The 16,116-nt window shown below is 49.1% G+C and carries 12 protein-coding genes; 2 read left to right on the top strand and 10 right to left on the bottom strand.

The genetic code is table 11. The annotated features are described in order from the left end of the window. From LACPH_RS13125 to LACPH_RS13135, 3 genes are all read right to left on the bottom strand, one after another. The gene (locus LACPH_RS13125; protein WP_274785209.1) at nt 1–1,869 is read right to left on the bottom strand and encodes a BglG family transcription antiterminator; all 1,869 of its coding nucleotides are present in this window, start codon (nt 1,867–1,869) and stop codon (nt 1–3) included. 27 nt (nt 1,870–1,896) lie between these two features. Continuing rightward, complete coding sequence (locus tag LACPH_RS13130; protein ID WP_274785210.1) at nt 1,897–2,697, bottom strand: SDR family oxidoreductase; 801 nt, start codon at nt 2,695–2,697, stop codon at nt 1,897–1,899. A gap of 293 nt (nt 2,698–2,990) precedes the next feature. Beyond that, entirely contained in the window at nt 2,991–3,719 is a 729-nt protein-coding gene (locus LACPH_RS13135) for an L-ribulose-5-phosphate 4-epimerase (protein ID WP_274785211.1), read from the bottom strand. 119 nt (nt 3,720–3,838) lie between these two features. On the opposite strand from LACPH_RS13135, the gene LACPH_RS13140 reads away from it, so the two are divergent. Next, nucleotides 3,839–4,660: a Cof-type HAD-IIB family hydrolase gene (locus tag LACPH_RS13140; protein WP_274785212.1), complete on the top strand. Its 822-nt coding sequence runs from the start codon at nt 3,839–3,841 to the stop codon at nt 4,658–4,660. 91 nt (nt 4,661–4,751) lie between these two features. On the opposite strand, the gene LACPH_RS13145 is transcribed toward LACPH_RS13140, so the two are convergent. The 7 genes from LACPH_RS13145 to ulaG form a co-directional block, all read right to left on the bottom strand. Then, nucleotides 4,752–5,639, bottom strand: a complete 888-nt coding sequence (locus LACPH_RS13145) for an L-ribulose-5-phosphate 3-epimerase (protein WP_274785213.1) — start codon at nt 5,637–5,639, stop codon at nt 4,752–4,754. 139 nt (nt 5,640–5,778) lie between these two features. Beyond that, the gene (locus tag LACPH_RS13150; protein ID WP_049169334.1) at nt 5,779–6,555 is read right to left on the bottom strand and encodes a DeoR/GlpR family DNA-binding transcription regulator; all 777 of its coding nucleotides are present in this window, start codon (nt 6,553–6,555) and stop codon (nt 5,779–5,781) included. Nucleotides 6,556–6,584: 29 nt separating this feature from the next. Beyond that, nucleotides 6,585–7,226 carry a 3-keto-L-gulonate-6-phosphate decarboxylase UlaD gene (locus LACPH_RS13155; protein WP_274785214.1) on the bottom strand — a complete coding sequence of 214 codons (642 nt, stop codon included), beginning with the start codon at nt 7,224–7,226 and terminating at the stop codon, nt 6,585–6,587. A 76-nt stretch (nt 7,227–7,302) separates the two neighbouring features. Continuing rightward, a complete protein-coding gene (locus tag LACPH_RS13160) occupies nt 7,303–7,596 on the bottom strand; it encodes a PTS sugar transporter subunit IIB (protein WP_274785215.1) in 294 nt (97 codons plus the stop codon). Between the two features lie 30 nt (nt 7,597–7,626). Continuing rightward, nucleotides 7,627–9,144 carry a PTS ascorbate transporter subunit IIC gene (gene ulaA, locus LACPH_RS13165; protein WP_274785216.1) on the bottom strand — a complete coding sequence of 506 codons (1,518 nt, stop codon included), beginning with the start codon at nt 9,142–9,144 and terminating at the stop codon, nt 7,627–7,629. 19 nt (nt 9,145–9,163) lie between these two features. Then, complete coding sequence (locus LACPH_RS13170; protein WP_049169331.1) at nt 9,164–9,622, bottom strand: PTS sugar transporter subunit IIA; 459 nt, start codon at nt 9,620–9,622, stop codon at nt 9,164–9,166. A gap of 23 nt (nt 9,623–9,645) precedes the next feature. Beyond that, nucleotides 9,646–10,716: an L-ascorbate 6-phosphate lactonase gene (ulaG, locus tag LACPH_RS13175; protein ID WP_274785217.1), complete on the bottom strand. Its 1,071-nt coding sequence runs from the start codon at nt 10,714–10,716 to the stop codon at nt 9,646–9,648. A gap of 758 nt (nt 10,717–11,474) precedes the next feature. Between ulaG and LACPH_RS13180 the strand changes: the two genes are divergently transcribed. Further along, complete coding sequence (locus LACPH_RS13180) at nt 11,475–16,073, top strand: S8 family serine peptidase (RefSeq protein WP_306387055.1); 4,599 nt, start codon at nt 11,475–11,477, stop codon at nt 16,071–16,073. The last annotated feature ends 43 nt before the right edge of the window (nt 16,074–16,116 follow it).

Below are 16,116 nucleotides of genomic sequence, written 5' to 3' on the forward strand. Positions count from 1 at the left end.
TTATAAGCCCTCCGTCACAACGGTTAAAGGATCGTGGCTATCGGAAATCTTGCGTAAATTTGCCATTGCAGTTTCATTGACTGCCAGCAAAAAGAGTAAGTCATAAAGCATCGATAAATCTTCCAAGGCCTTCTTACCTAACACGCGGGGAATACCGATCACAAAAATGTAACTCACAGACTTCCCGCCAATCGTCATCGCATGCGTCAACACACTAAGATGCAAAAACAGGCGATTTTGATCAATGTCAGCGATGGCATGTGGAATGGCTGCACCATTATCCAACACAAATTTCGTTGTGGATTCATGTTGAATCAAGCGATCAATAAACCCGGCGTCGACCAAACCAGCTTCACTGTCAGCCTTCAACGTCGCCCGTAAGACCGCTTCATAGGATTGATTCGTTTGGTTCGCATACGTCTGGGCCCGCCAGATAATCCGCCCGGCATCGATTTCATGTTGTACCGCCGAAGCCCGCACCTTCGTTTCCAACACTCGATCGCGGAAAATATCGCCCATCATCACCACTGGAATCTTCAACCGAAATGCCAGCGGCCGATCGGTAAAAACCATGATCAGTTGATCCTGATGCGTCAAAATATCCGTCTCATCCTGAAAAGTGCGAATGCTCACCTTGGATTCAAACATCGTATCCAGTTGATTTTGTAAATAACGCAAAACACTTTGCCCCATACTGGAAAAGAATCCGACCTGTGGCTGATCCGGCGACACACTATCCGCATGTTGCAGTGCCATTTCAAAGTAAACCGTCAGATAATTAATCTCGACATCAGCAATGTGAATCCCTAGAATTTCTTCAAGCTTGTCAATCATCACCATCGCCATGTCCGCCGCTAACTGAAACCGCTGTAACATTTTATTGGTTAAATAATCAGACGGCGAAATATGGAAAATGCCGCGATTAATCAAAAAGATTAGATGATACTTGGTTGCTTGATAAAACTGCTCATAATCGATTTTGGCATCGACCAAATTGCGGATCTCGTCAGCAACCTGATCGAAAATCACTTTGTTAGCCTCGACTTTTTGCTTTAACTTTTCCGATGACAGCAATTTGTTGGCATAAAGGTTAAATGGGAAAGCCAGGAAATTGTACTCTTCTTGAGTAAACGTCACATGACAACGATCTTCGATATCCTCAATGATATTAATGAACAACGGCGATGCTTCCATTAAATTCGTATAATATGGACTGATACCGCTGAGTTTATAATGATGTTGTTTGAGAAACACAACAATTTGCATCACCTTTTCAAAGATCTGAGTCGTACTTGTTTTGATTTTGGCTGCATTCAAACGATCAATGACAACTGCCACAAGCGTTTGATCACTGAACAACCGCGCCTGGAGATAGTCAAACAACCGATTGTAAATCAGCATCGTTAAATCAACGGTCGAACCAACCCGAAGCTTAATTCCACGACTAGTGGCGCTTTCGATGCTGAGATCATAAGGCTTCAACCACACGCGACATGCTGCTAAATCCTTTAATAGCGTCCCGCGACTTACCGTTAGTTGATCGGCAATGTCGTCCATCGGTACAAACTCACGCTCTTGAATCAGCCGAAACAAGATTTCTGCCTGCCTCTTTTGCTTGTCATTATTGTCAATATTTTGTTTGAAGACGCCTGATTGAATCAGCGAAAACTTGCGGTAATTTAAAATATGCAAGAAATAACCGTTTTTGTTGATGCGGATTTCCGCTGCGTCTCCTAGTGACTCGCCTAGTTCATGAATATATTTTTGCATCGTTCGGGTTGAAACATTTTCGCTTTCAGCCAATTCATCCAAACTGGAGGTGCCATTTGCCAGAAGATAGCGCAAAAGTCGATAATCCAAACTATTCAATCAGGTTGACCTCCTCCTAACAAATGCTTACCCTCTGGATTTGCCTCCTGCAACATTGGTCGTTACGCCGGTGATGTAGCTGGCGCGATTCGACAAGAAATAATTAACCAAATCAGCTACTTCACTCAGTTTGCCACTGCGCCCAAGTGGGGTGGTTGAAGTGGAACTATAACCTGCCCGAATCGCTTCAACTGTTGTGTCCCGAGTATAAGCTAGGGCTTCCTCATAACTAGGTGTTCGCAAGCCAGTTGCTTCCATAATGCCTGGCGCAACGCCGATCACCCGAATGTGATACTTGCCTAGCTCTTTGGCCCAAGAACGGGTAAATCCGTTAATCGCACCCTTGCTGGCAGCGTAAACGCTTTGGCCAACAGAACCTTCCAAGCCAGCTTCAGATGACATGTTGACCACCACACCATGGCCTTGTTTGATCATCCGCCGCACCACTGCCTGCGAGACCAGAAACACACTTTTGACATTGACGCTGAAGATTTGTTCAAATGTCGGCACATCCAACTCGTATTTGCCATGCGGCGCTTTAGGATCAACCAGTACCCGCGGTTTGTTAATACCGGCATTATTGACAACGCCCCAAATCTCGCCGTTGATCTTTTCGGCAGTTGCTGCGAGCTTCTCAACTTCAGCCGAGTCAGTCACGTCGGTCGCAACATAAGTCAGTTTTGGATCTTTGAAGTTGCCTTCCTTAAGGTCGCCATTGACGACGTTAGCCCCGTTGTGAATCAGCTCCTCAACAATGGCAGCGCCAATTCCTGACGAACCGCCTGTCACAACAACCGTCTTACCGTCCAAGCCTAACCAATCAGTCATAAATATCGCTCCTTTTCATCTTTCGATACTCATGGTAGCGTTTACTTGAACGCAGCTTAATCCAGTGATTTTCCGTTGTGGATGAAAAATCGTGCACCATGGTAGGAGGCATTGTGTGTTAGGTTATGTAGGAACACTGGTATAGAGACTTGTCAACTTGTTAGAAGTCGCCATTCATCAACTAAGGCCATTTACCACACCACTTTTGTGCCAATAAAAAGAACCGGCGAGAATGGACAATGCACCATTCCGACCGGTTCTCCTTTTAACTTTTATAAAACTAACTAACCCACCTATGCTTTCGCCGCATGCTCCTGCGACTTCGCGCCATCCTGTCCATAATAAGCATTGGCGCCATGCTTGCGATAATAGTGTTTGTCCAATAAGTATTGCGGCAAGTGGGCGTCTTGGTGCGTCAGTGTCAGCGCGTGATAATCAATTTCCGCGACTACTTCCAAGACTTTTGCGTTATAAACTGCTTTCGCTGGCGTCGCACCCCAGCTGAATGGGCCATGCTGGCTTACCAGGACTGCCGGTACCGCATTGTAATCGAGTCCGCGATCGTGGAATGTCTTCACAATCACTTTGCCGGTATTCTCTTCGTAGGCGTCCTCGATTTCCTGCTGGCTCAAGGCTTCGGAAACCGGGACATTTCCATAAAAAGTGTCCGCCGCCGTGGTATTGAGATTAGGCACGTCCATATGCGCCGAGGCAAAAGCCACTGCCCACGGTGAATGGGTGTGCACGATGCCGCCAATATCCGGAAAAGCATTGTATAAAACCGTGTGGGTGGGCGTGTCGCTTGATGGATTCAGCGCGCCTTCCACTACCTCGCCATCTAAGTTAACGACGACCATGTCTGCCGGCTTTAAGTCTTCATAAGCAACGCCAGACGGTTTGATCACGAATAAGCCGCGTTCCCGATCAATACCGGAAACATTGCCCCACGTGAAGGTGACGAGATTCAATTTTGGCAGCTGCATATTGGCTTCATAAACATCTTGTTTTAATTGTTCGAGCATGATGATTGCCTCCTTTGTCATGAATTCATTTTGGTCCGGTTCGTTCTGAAAACGTTTTTACATTGGGAAACTCTGATATAATAAGCATTAACCACGTAAAGTTGGAAAGGGAGTTAATTATGCTTAAAGCCATCGCACTTGATATGGATAACACGTTACTTAACAGCAAGAAGGAACTCAGCGTCACGAATCGCGACGTACTTCGTTACCTGAATCGTAAAGGCATCCGCATTATTCTTTGCTCAGGCCGGCCGTTTGCCACGTTGAAGCCATTCTTGGAGGAACTGCATGTCACCAAAAATGACGATGTCTGCGTTTGCTTCAATGGCGGCTTGGTTCGGCTCGTGCGCGAGCATACCGTGATCAAGGCAACGGCTTTGACCAAGGAACAAGTTGAGCCGGTTTATGATCTGGTTAAGGAAAATGGCTTCAAGCTGGACATTGTCGGTGAAGATAAAGTTTATTCACTGACCGAGTTTGGTAAATCGAGTTATCAGACGCTGATTCCTAAGCTGATGCCGTTTACAGACACGACCTTTGATAAGGTTCCGGCTAAGTTGCCGATTTTCAAGGTTGTGATCGCCGGTGAGCCTGACATGGTCGATGCCGCCGCAACTGCTGCAAAATCGCTGAAGAATCTCAACGTCGCCCGTTCACGCCGAACATTACTGGAAATCATGCCGGAAAACGTCAATAAGATGAATGGCTTAAAAGCAGCGCTTAACTTCTACCGCATTCCGCGTGAGCAGCTTGCTGCTTTTGGCGATGAGGAAAACGACAAGGACATGATCGAGTACGCCGGCATCGGTGTCGCCATGGGCAATGCCATCCCGTCAATTAAGAAAATCGCGGACATTACCGTGCCATCCAACGATGACGATGGGGTCGCAAGTTACTTAGTCGATTACTTCCAGATCAGTCCAACCGCAATTCGGTTATAAGAATAGATTGAGTTGGCAGCCGGCAGCTTGGGTCGGCTGTTTTTTATGTGAGCGTGAACCGGCCTTTATGAGAAGCGAGACAAACCCCTTTTTAAGACCGCACATTTGCCTCGCTCACAGGTTCCTGCGTCAAGCCGACTTGATTGAATAGCTTATCAAAAAACGCTTTGGCTTGTTTCACTTCTTTAATCGGATCGGCAGCTTTTTCAGTCCACATTTCAATCGTGAAGGCACCACCGTAATGAAGGCGCTTGAGGGTGTGCAGACAGCCGGCGAAGTCGACAACCCCATCCCCAAACGGCACATCGCGAAACTGGCCAGGATGATTTGCCGTGACGGCCTGAGTATCTTTCAGATGAACGGATGCAATATTGGCAATGCCCAACTCTAGTTCGCGGCCAACATCGTTTTCCGGCCACGCTGACAGATTGCCGACATCGGGATAGGCCTGTAACCAAGGACTATGAATTTGCTCCTTGAGTGCCCGGATTTTCGTTAACGAATTCAAAAACGGATCATCCATCGTCTCAATCGCAAGAGTGACTTCCCTAGTCGCTGCGTACGCCACGCCGCGTTGCAGATTTTCAATAAAACATTCGCGGGACATGATCGTTTTGGGTTCGTAGTAAACATCATAGCCGGCCAGCTGCACGTTGCGGATGCCCAGATCGCTGGCCAAATCAATCGCTTTACCCAACATGTCACAACTTTTCTGCTGCACTGCCGGATCGGACGAGCCCAACGGATACCGGCGATGACCGCTTAACATCAGCGTATGAATCCGCACGCCGGTCTGCCAACACGCATCGCGAACAGCCGCCCGCTCGTCCTTGGTCCAATCTAGACGCGCCAACCGCTCATCGCTTTCATCAATCGACAATTCTAAAAAGTTAAACCCCAAGTCCCGCACCAGTTGCAATCGTGTCAACCAAGAATCGGTCTTAGGTAGTGCCTTTTCATAAATTCCCAATGAGTTCAAAAATTTCCCTCCTTGACGCGATTTTTGGCAACAAAAAACTGGCGAGACCTCCTGAGTCCGTTGCCCATTCAACCAGTTTTTCAGGCTGGATCGGCCAGGCGACAGGCCTTCGCCAGCGCGTATTTCCACATCAATCGCGTTAATTGACCACTTGAACCACATCAATCCCGTGACGCCGCAGTTCACGAACCGTTTTCTCGTTGGCAAAATTATCGGTAATGAGCACATCCACCGCCGTTAAATCGGCCACATGATAGTTGCTGGTAACGCCTACTTTGCGGTAATCCGCCACGCAAATCACCTTTTGCTTGGTACGGGCAATCATGGTGGTGTTCACCTGCGCTTCAAAAATATTTTGCGTCGTGACCCCGCCGCCTTCACTAATGCCATCACAACCGATTAAAGTAAAATCCGATTGCATGGTTTCAAGAATTTGAATAGCCACGGTGCCGACCAGTGATTCCTTGGGATAGCGGATTTCGCCACCGGTCAGGATAATTGATGTTTCAGGGTGACGGACACATTCTGTCGCCCGGATATTGTTTGTGATAATCGTCAGCGGCATTGTCGCCAACTGATTAATCGCTCGCCAGCATAGCGAACTTGAGTTAACAAACAAGGTGCTATTTTTGACAATATAGCCTGGTACCGTCTCTGCAATCGTGTCCTTTAGCAATTCGATGCCCGAACGCGAGGTATGATTGGCGGTTGTGGGCAGTTTGGCTTTTTCAACGAGCCCATGATGCCACTTGACCTGACCCATATCTGACAACGCTTTTAAGTCCCGACGCAGCGTTGTGATCGATACATCAAACTGGCGGGCCAATTCTTCAACCGCCACCGATTCGGCTTGATCCACAACGACCAGAACTTTCTCCCGGCGCGCTTGCACATTCGCCATTGAATTTTTCACCATTGTCACCCCATAACCAAACCCTACGTTGCTTATTTACCCCAGATTCGGACAATTTCCGCTTGAAAATCAGCTGCGGCCTTGGCGGGATCCGGTGCCTGGGTAATCGCCCGCCCGGCAATAAACGTATAAACATTCACGCCGGAAAACAGTTTTAACGTGTCAATACTCAAGCCGCCGGTCACCGAAACCCGAAAGCCCATATCGACCAGCATTTGCACTTTGGCCAGATCCGCGGCACCCCATGACCCACCGGAAAGCAAGGCATCCCGGCTCTGGTGATAGATCGCCTGGGTGACGCCAATGTCCAGCCATGATTGGGCATCTTCCTTGGTCCACTGACCATAAAGTTCGATTTGAATGTCGGCCACTTCTTGTTGTGCTGCCTGAATGGTCGGAATGGTCGCTGAGCAGATGCACGTCATCCAGTCCGCACCGGCATCAGCCATATTCTTGGCAACCGTGGATCCTGCGTCGGCACACTTGGTGTCGGCAATCACGACTTTGTCCGGGAACAAGGCGCGCAATGCCCGCACTGCAATCGTCCCTTCCTGCAAGATCAGAATCGTGCCTGCTTCCACAATATCAACCAGCGGGCCAACTTCCCGAACATCCGCCAAGGCACTGGCTAACGTATTATTGTCTAGTGCCACCTGTAAGTTTGGTTTCGTCAAAATGTTTTCCTCCTGTACGCCCAACCGAAAATTCTTGGTGACAAACTCGCCACCATACACTCAAAATTTACAACCATTACCCTACAAGGTCTGTCTCTTCACGTACCCGTTGTTCGACTTCTTTATCACTCATCACGTTTTTAACGCCGATCACCTGCACGCCTTTGTCCTTGGCATCTTTAAACATGTCGACAAAATTGGTGGTGGTAAACACCATGTCATATTGTTTGGCAGTGCTTTTACCTTCTGCCAAGTTAGTATGTTCGATTTTAGAAATAGGAATATTCAGCCGTTTGAAGGCCTTTTGAACACTGCGCATCATCATCAAACTGGTCCCTGATCCATTGGCACACGATACTAAGATATTCATCAAATCTCCTCCTAATGTTCTGTGAGCATGTCACGATGCTTTTTTCTTCGTCATATTCTCTTTGTACTGTTCATAGTCGGTTACCATCAAGAAGTAATTCTTCGGATCATGCCGGTATTCAAGTTGCGGGATCAAAATCAAAATGATCACAACGGCAACGATACCGACAATGCCAAGGAACTTCATTAAGACGGTGAAGAATGGCCATACTGTGTCCCAGTCGAACATTCCCAGATAACCGCCAAATTTCGACAATCCGATCCACGTGGCGATCAGTGCTGCGCCAAAGACCTGAATCAAACCGCTCAAGAACGGCAGAATCATAGCTGCCTTGGCGCCGGCACGTCGGTTGGCAAAAACCCCGAAAGCGGCATTATCAAAGAAGAGCGGGATAAAGCCGGCAATGATAATTGTGGGTGAATGGAACAGCAACAATGCCCCGATTGCCAAAAACTGCCCCAGTGCGCCAAACAGAAAGCCGATGGTCACTGCATTAGGCTCACCAAACGCAAAGGTGGCCGCAACATCGATCCCCGGAACCGAACCAGGCAATAACCGGTCGGAAATACCGGTGAAACTTTCCGTCAGTTCACCAACGAATGTCCGCACCCCGAGCTGCAAAATTGTCAGGTTGACGGCAAAGCCTAGCGATGTCGTCATAATGTAAAACAGAAAACTGCCATTCGGTGCCAATCCCGAAGCACCTTTTGTCGCAGCAAAGACACCATTGAAGTACGGGCGTCCGAGAATCAACATGATAATCCCAAAGAAGAACAGCATCAGAATTCCAGTTGCTACCATGTTTTCATTGAAAATCTTGAGAAAGCCTGGCAATTCGATGTCTTCCAAGCGCCGGGCTTTTTTCTGCGCCTTGACTTCATGTGCTTTGAACTTATCAGCCAGCCAAGATACAAACGCAATGCCGAACATTTGTTGATGGGCAACCGCAAAGCCGCCGCCATCGGTCAAATCCTGGGTATACCGCACTGTCATATTAGACCCGACAGCCCAGTAAAGCCCCAGCATAACGCCCATTACCACTAACACTTCAATCCGTCCCATCTGCGGGAAACAGAAGAGCAGAATCCAAAAGGCCGTGGCAGCTTGTTGCACCTGAACGTTACCGGTAGTGAAAACCGCCCGCAATTTTGTCCATTTTTGGAAGCGGACCAGTAAAATATTGAAGACAAAGGCAAACAGCAACAGCAGCATGACATCGCCAAAGGTTCGCCCAAACGTTTTTTCCAAGCCTTCCGTCACCGCATTTTGCCCAAAATACGGATCAATGACAGTCGCAGTTAAGTTAAATCTATCTTTTAAGCCAGTCAGGATCGGGCGAAAACTATTGACCAAGCCGCCTGAGCCGACCATCAGGATCATGTAACCGATCACCGCTTTGAGAAAACCGGCGATTGATTCATACAACGGCTTGCGTTCCAAAATGTACCCAAGTAAGACAATGAACCCAATCATGTAGGCCGGCTGCGTTAGAATATTTGCCGCAAAGTAGTCCCATACACTGACTAGAAAATCTAAAAATGGCTGCATGAATTGATACCTTTCCCCTTCAACTTTCTGCGTCAACGATCACCTTGAAGTCATCAACGCTTTCGACGGCCAATAGTCGATCAATCAGTCCTTCTGTCATCAACATGTCAGAAAGATCACCGATATTTTGTAAATGTTGGTTCGGTTCCTTTGCCGCTAACGTAAAGAACAGCTGTGCTTGCTTCTCCGGATCGTCCGGGTCAAAGATGACGGGTTCCGGGAACTTGGCAAACCCAATCGCCGTCCCCAAAACATTGGTACTTTCTGCCATGGCATGCGGCATCGCCACACCGGGCACAATCACAATGTAAGGTCCATTCTTCTCAACATTTCCGATGATCTCATTCACATATCCCGGCAAAATATACTGATGTTCAATCAACTTGTTTGCTGCCTGACGCAATGCGTCTCGCCAATCGGTTGCCGGTTCCGGGCGAATATCAACTAAATCCTTTTCCCAAAAGTCTTTCAGTAACATGCTAAAACCCCACCTCACACGATTTATAAGAATGCTGGAAACGGCGTATCGTTTGGCACCGAGAACGTATCATGGAAGCCCCGGTCATACATGAATTCCATCCGATCCTTGTCGTCCGGGAACGTAAATTCGCCGCCAACCTGCCAGATAAATGGCTTGAATTGATACTGCAGACGGTCCTTCCGCATCTGCCACAGGGCCTCAATTTCCTTTGGATCGGCCATGAAATTCGTCCAGATGTCATAGTGAACCGGAATGACGACCTTAGTCTTCAACGATTCTGCCATCCGCAAAATATCAATCGAGGTCACTTTATCGGTAATGCCGCGCGGGTTCTCCCCATAAGCACCCAAGGCAACATCAACGTGATTTTCATTGCCATGTTTGGCAAATAGGTTTGAGTAATGCGAGTCTGCCGCATGATAGAGATTGCCGCCGGTTGTTTCAAACAAATAGTTAACGGCAATTTGATTCATATCTTGCGGCAGTTTTCCTGCCAACTTCATATTCGGATCATCCTCAGTGATTAATGCTGTCCGGTCAAAACCCTCCAACACTTTGACCTTCGTCTTGCCAATTGTCACGACATCGCCAGGTCGGACAACGACGGTTTTTTCGGCTGGAACGCCCCATCCCTGCCAGATTTCGCAGACTTTCTCCGGACCGTAAAACTTAGCATTCGGACAATTGGCATTCACCGCCGCGGCAGTATTGATGTCCAAATGGTCACTATGAATATGGCTCACAAACAAGGCATCCACATCCTTCATCGCAAAAGGATCAATCACAAACGGCTGATTACGCAGGTTTGGCTGCATCTGCTGCACGCCACTCATTCGCATCATCTGATGGCCTTTGCGCATCATGCCGCTGCCATGCGTCTGCTTACCTGTGCCGCACCACAAGTCAACCAAAATATTCGTGTCTTCAGCAGTTTTCAACCAAATCCCCGTGCAACCCAGCCACCACATCGAAAATGTGCCTGATTTCACATGTTTCGCCGCAATTTCCTCATTTAACCAAGTCCCCCATTCCGGAAACGTGCTCAGAATCCATTTCTCGCGGGTGACGTTATTGATTGTCTTCTTTACCATGATGTTCCTCCTTAGCTTCTTTCCCTGACCCTGTTTCTCATGGTAAAGTCTCGTGGTTGCGCTTACAATACCGCTATATGAACGTTTCTAGGATTATATGACGCTTTATGAACTTTATATGCACGTTTTCGAATTTAAGCAGTGAAACTTTATGAATGGAATCATAATTTTCGGCAACTCAGTACATAAAGGTTATTGCGGCATAACCAAATTGATATCAATGGCCTGCTGGTTTCTTGGCCGGGAAGTCACATCAGTCTGTCTGTATTATTTATCACAAGCAGACAAAAACGCGTTGAGGGAATATAAAACCGATTAAGGCAAAAATCTATAATTACATTTAAAATTGCACGTTAACCAACAGAATGCAATACCTGTCTTGTTTCTTATTCATGATTTAGGAATGCTTAACAAATTTCTGTAGCACCCTTCTTGGCACGCCAAAAAGCCCGAGAAATGCATTTGCGACACGGCAAGCTCGAACTTTTCGACTCTGTATAAACAAGACAATTTCCCCAGTAATCGTTATCAATATAAGATAAATAATCTACTATAAAATGAAACCAAAATTATCTGGCCATATTTCACCGCTGAAACCCTGTCCATGTCTTGACAGAAGCCACCTCAGGTAATAAGCTTTTTGCTATTAAGAATAAATGAGAATAAATTGTTTTTAAAATGTGAAAAATTTGGGTATTTTGGACATTTCTTTTAAGTCTCATTTTTCTTAATACAAAATCTAAGGGGGACGGGCGTACATGAATAAAAATTCGACGACCGAAATGAAGCGACATTACAAGATGTATAAAGCAGGCTCCAAGTGGATGACTGCTGCGATCATTACTTTTGGTACGAGTTTGATTGTCTTGGGCGGCACCACCACCCAGTCCGTTGCCGCCGATACAACGACAACGCCGACAGAAAAGACGAGTCAAACGGCTCAGTCAACTAGTACGCAGGCCCAACCTGCCGCACAAACGACGACCAGCCAGGCAACAGCCAACGATGCTACTAGCAACGCGACTCAAACTACAACGGCAAACAGTGCCAAAAGTAGCGCAGCTCAGACACAGGCAACACCTGCCCAAAACACACAGAGCAGTGCTAGTCAACCGCAAGCTACGAACCAGCAAGCCTCATCTGCAACAGCAAAAACAACCGCACCGGCATCAGGCGCAACCACGCAAACAAAAGCCAGCAGCGCGGCCAGCCAAACGGCAACAAGTACGGCAACAACGGCTACTAGCCAAGCAAGCGCCGCGGCGACTGCAACCAGCACGGCTACGGCTGACAATCAAAGCCAAGCCAGTTCTGCTGCCACAACCGATCCCGGGCCAGCTAACCAAGATACCCTGACCAAAGGCAACGTCAAAGGGCTATGGGACGAAGGCTACCAAGGCCAAGGCATGGTCGTAGCCGTCATTGACTCCGGGGTGCAACCGCATGCCGATTTGCGCCTCAGTGACGATAGCACCGCTACACTGACCAAAGAAAAAGCCGAAGCTGCCATCGCCAAACTAGGCTATGGCACCTACGTCAACAGTAAAATTCCATTTGCCTATGATTATGTCAATAACGACAGTGTGAATACTGGCACAACGGTTGCCGGATCGACCCACGGCGAACACGTTGCCGGGATCATTGCCGCTAACGGTACCACCGCAGACGGCGCAACCGGCAAAGAAAAAGCATCCACTTACGTCAAAGGCGTCGCGCCTGAAGCCCAGATTCTCGCCATGCAGGTCATCGATGAATTCCCGGATGAAAATGCCAACGACATCTCCCGGGCGATTCGCGATGCGGTGGCACTCGGCGCCAATGCCATTCAAATGTCCCTGGGCATCGGTGTTACCGAACAGGATTTAACCGATGAAGAGCAAGCAGCGGTGCAATACGCCACGGAGCACGGCGTTTTCGTCTCGATTTCAGCGGGTAACAACGCCATCGCCGGCAGTATCATCGGTTCTAAAACGCCGAATGATATCTCCACCGCCTATGCGCCTAAAAACGATTCGACGATTGGCGATCCCGGTGCCGCTGCATCAGCCATGACAGTTGCCGCAGAAACCAGCGCAACTGGCGCGGACTCCCAGATGGACGGCTTTTCATCTTGGGGACCGATGGCTGATTACACCTTAAAACCAGACATTTCTGCGCCTGGCGATAACGTCACGTCTACCGCGATCGACCCCACTACCAACACGCAAACATATGCCGTCGAGTCCGGCACGTCCATGGCCGGCCCGTTCAACGCTGGTGCGGCTTTACTTGTCATGCAAAAAATCAAAGCAACCCAGCCTGACTTAACCGGGGCTGATCTCGTCAAGGCCGTTAAGTTAGCGCTCATGAACGCGGCGGAACCGATGAAAGATATCAATTATCCGGACACCTACATTTCCCCGCGGCGTCAAGGCGCTGGCCAAATTGATGTCGCCAAAGCCGGCGATTTGACCGTCAGCGCTGAAGGCAGCAACGACGCCGGTTCGGTTTCACTCGGTAAAATCGGCAAAACCACGACCTTCACCGTGACCCTGACGAACCACGGCAAAACCGCGCAAAATTATACCGTTGATACCAATGGCGGCCCGCTCACCCAGGTTCGCGATGCAAGTAACGGCAACACCGTCCATGACGAAACCCTTGTCGGGGCAACGGTCAACACCGATACCGCCAACTTCACTTTAGCGGCTGGCGAAACCAAGCAAGTCACCTTCAAACTCTCCCTCGATGATTCCGTTGCGGCAAACCAACTGGTCGAAGGCTATCTCACCTTCAAAGCAACCGACGCCGCGCAAACGATCAGCGTCCCGTATCTCGGCTACTATGGTGATCTCACCGATGAGCAGGTCATCGACGCACCGGCAAACAGCGGCGAATCCATTTTCAATGGCGGCTATCTGGTGGATAACAACAACAATCCGCTTGGTGTCACCGACGCCGCATCGCTGAGCAATTTGGTTAATACCGACACGACTGGCAAGTATACATGGACGCTGGTACCCACGTACGTCGACAACAAGAAAGTCTCATTCTCACCAAATGGCGACGGCGCTAGCGACACGGTTTTCCCATACGTCTTCTCTAAGCAAAACCTGAAGTCGGTCACTATCCAGATCCTCGATGCTCAAGGCCACGTTGTTCGAGTCCTGGACAAGGAAAACAACACCTCCAAGTCCTACTTGCAAAACGGCAACAGTTTTAATTCCGATCTAGGTTTAAGTACCGACATGCGCCTTGATCCAACCGCCTTCACTTGGGACGGCAAGGTTTACGATCAGGCCACCGGCAAATATGTCACCGCACCCGATGGCAAGTACACGTACCGGCTGGTGACCGAGCAATACAACACAGGCGCCCAACAGAATCAGGATTATGACTTACCGGTCACTGTCGACACCGTTGCGCCAACATTAACCGGCCTAAGCTATCAAGACGGCCGCGTCACCGTTCATTACGATGATCAAGGCGCCGGTTTCACCAAGTTCAGCGATTTGGCACTGAAAATCGGCAACAAAGCATACGGCATCAACTTAAACAACAACGGCCAAAATAACGACGGCACCTTAAGCTTTGAACTAACCGCCGCCCAAAAAACCGCCCTGGAAAATAGTGACGGCAGCCTGACCCTGACCTTAACCGATGTCGCCGGCAATAAAACCAGCGCCACCCTGCAAGCAACCGCCGGCACACATCAAACCGATACCACCACGCCAACAAGTGACGTGGCACCGCAGTTCACCTGGAAAGTCGGCGACGGCCCGCACAACTTCTGGCGTTCTGAAGGCTTCGTTCAAGCGGTTTCCGACCAAACCAGCTTTACAGCCTATGCTCAAGTACCGGCTGGCGTGGATTGGATCGTCTATGCCACTGATGCACAAACCGGCAAAGTCTTCCCAGGCACGGTCGATCCCAAAACCGGGACTGTCACCTTCAACTTGACCGAATCCGTGCCATATGGAGACTTTATCGGCACCGTCCTTTCACCGACCGCAGACTTCGGAACTTATGAAGAAGCTGGCCGTGCAGACGGTGATGAAATGATTGTCTTTTTGGATGCTAATGGTACTGCTGGCTACGGCCACTTCAGCCAGAAGAACGTGCACGTTGTCGTTCCGTTGCAAGACAATGCCAAGGCTGCGGCCAACGCGACCAAGACCAGTGGCGCACCAGTACTAGGCGGCCGCGCCTTTTCCCAAATCACGACGCATGCCCAGCCAACTGCCGGTCTGAAGTTTGATAAATTCAACGACAACTCCTTCACACTGGTTGGCGCTGACCAAGTCGCCGATATCTACAACGCGCAAACCGGCCAGTTAACCATTACCGGCCACGTCGATAACCCTGCTGGTAAAACGTTGACCGTCACGGATGCCACCGAACCGGCCAAAACTGTTACAATCGGCGCAGATGGCAAGTTCAGCTTCACTGTGCCATTCAAAGCCGCCGAACAGCAATCGGTCGGCTACCGGCTGACCGAACCAGCAACCGATGGCTCGAAATCAACGAAAACCGCTTATGGCGAGCTGCAAATCTACCTCGACACCATCTTCCCAACGCTCGACCTGCCACAAGCCGACACATTGAAAGTCGATGACCAAGGCAACTACGATATCACGACAACCAGTGACACATTCACGGTCTCCGGCACTGTCAATGACAACATCAACGGCTACCGGCTCTACACCAACGGCGATAACGTTGTCCATCAAAAGAATCTGGCTGGCTTCAACAACCATCTTGATCCGCTATCGACAACCTCTAACCCGTATGGTGCCGCAAATTTCAACCAGACTTACACGCTCAAAGACGGTGATAACTACTTCACAGTGACAGCCGTCGATATGGTTGGCAATAAAGTCACCAAGGTCTTCCATGTCGTTAAGGTTAAAACGCCAACACCAACGCCTGGTGATAATGACAACACCTCGGGTACCGGCAACTCAGGCAATGGCAACTCGAATCAGCAAGAAACTGGTGGCAACGCCGGTAACCAAGGCGGCAATACCGGCAATCAAGGCAACAACGGTGGTACTCAAGGCGGTAACGGCAGCGGCCAAAACCCGGCTACCGGCAACGGCACACCAACCACGCCAACAACCGGTACCGGCAGTAACGGTAACAACGGTAACAACGGCCAGCAAGGTTCAAAATTGGTGACGCTTGACAACAAGCTTAAGGACCAAACCAAGACGCCTGCTGCCAAGAATGGCACGACAGCCAACGCCACCAAACAAGCTGCAACCGGCAAAACCATGCCACAAGCCGGTGAAGCCCAGAACCCGTTAGCTGTCATCGGTCTCGCCATCGTCAGCATCTTTAGTTTCATGGGCTTTGCATCCCGGAAGAAACGCGTCTAGACTAAAATCAACTTGGAACAATAGGTTGATGATCAAGGGAGAT

The sequence above is a fragment of the Lacticaseibacillus parahuelsenbergensis genome (assembly GCF_030770265.1).
Taxonomy (GTDB): domain Bacteria; phylum Bacillota; class Bacilli; order Lactobacillales; family Lactobacillaceae; genus Lacticaseibacillus; species Lacticaseibacillus casei.

Excerpts from the sequence above, each read along its gene's own strand:
- LACPH_RS13130 (WP_274785210.1), bottom strand. The coding sequence starts at position 2,697 with ATGACTGATTGGTTAGGCTTGGACGGTAAGACGGTTGTTGTGACAGGC.
- LACPH_RS13135 (WP_274785211.1), bottom strand. The coding sequence starts at position 3,719 with ATGCTCGAACAATTAAAACAAGATGTTTATGAAGCCAATATGCAGCTG.
- LACPH_RS13140 (WP_274785212.1), top strand. The coding sequence starts at position 3,839 with ATGCTTAAAGCCATCGCACTTGATATGGATAACACGTTACTTAACAGC.
- LACPH_RS13150 (WP_049169334.1), bottom strand. The coding sequence starts at position 6,555 with ATGGTGAAAAATTCAATGGCGAATGTGCAAGCGCGCCGGGAGAAAGTT.
- LACPH_RS13160 (WP_274785215.1), bottom strand. The coding sequence starts at position 7,596 with ATGAATATCTTAGTATCGTGTGCCAATGGATCAGGGACCAGTTTGATG.
- ulaA (WP_274785216.1), bottom strand. The coding sequence starts at position 9,144 with ATGCAGCCATTTTTAGATTTTCTAGTCAGTGTATGGGACTACTTTGCG.
- LACPH_RS13170 (WP_049169331.1), bottom strand. The coding sequence starts at position 9,622 with ATGTTACTGAAAGACTTTTGGGAAAAGGATTTAGTTGATATTCGCCCG.
- ulaG (WP_274785217.1), bottom strand. The coding sequence starts at position 10,716 with ATGGTAAAGAAGACAATCAATAACGTCACCCGCGAGAAATGGATTCTG.
- LACPH_RS13180 (WP_306387055.1), top strand. The coding sequence starts at position 11,475 with ATGAATAAAAATTCGACGACCGAAATGAAGCGACATTACAAGATGTAT.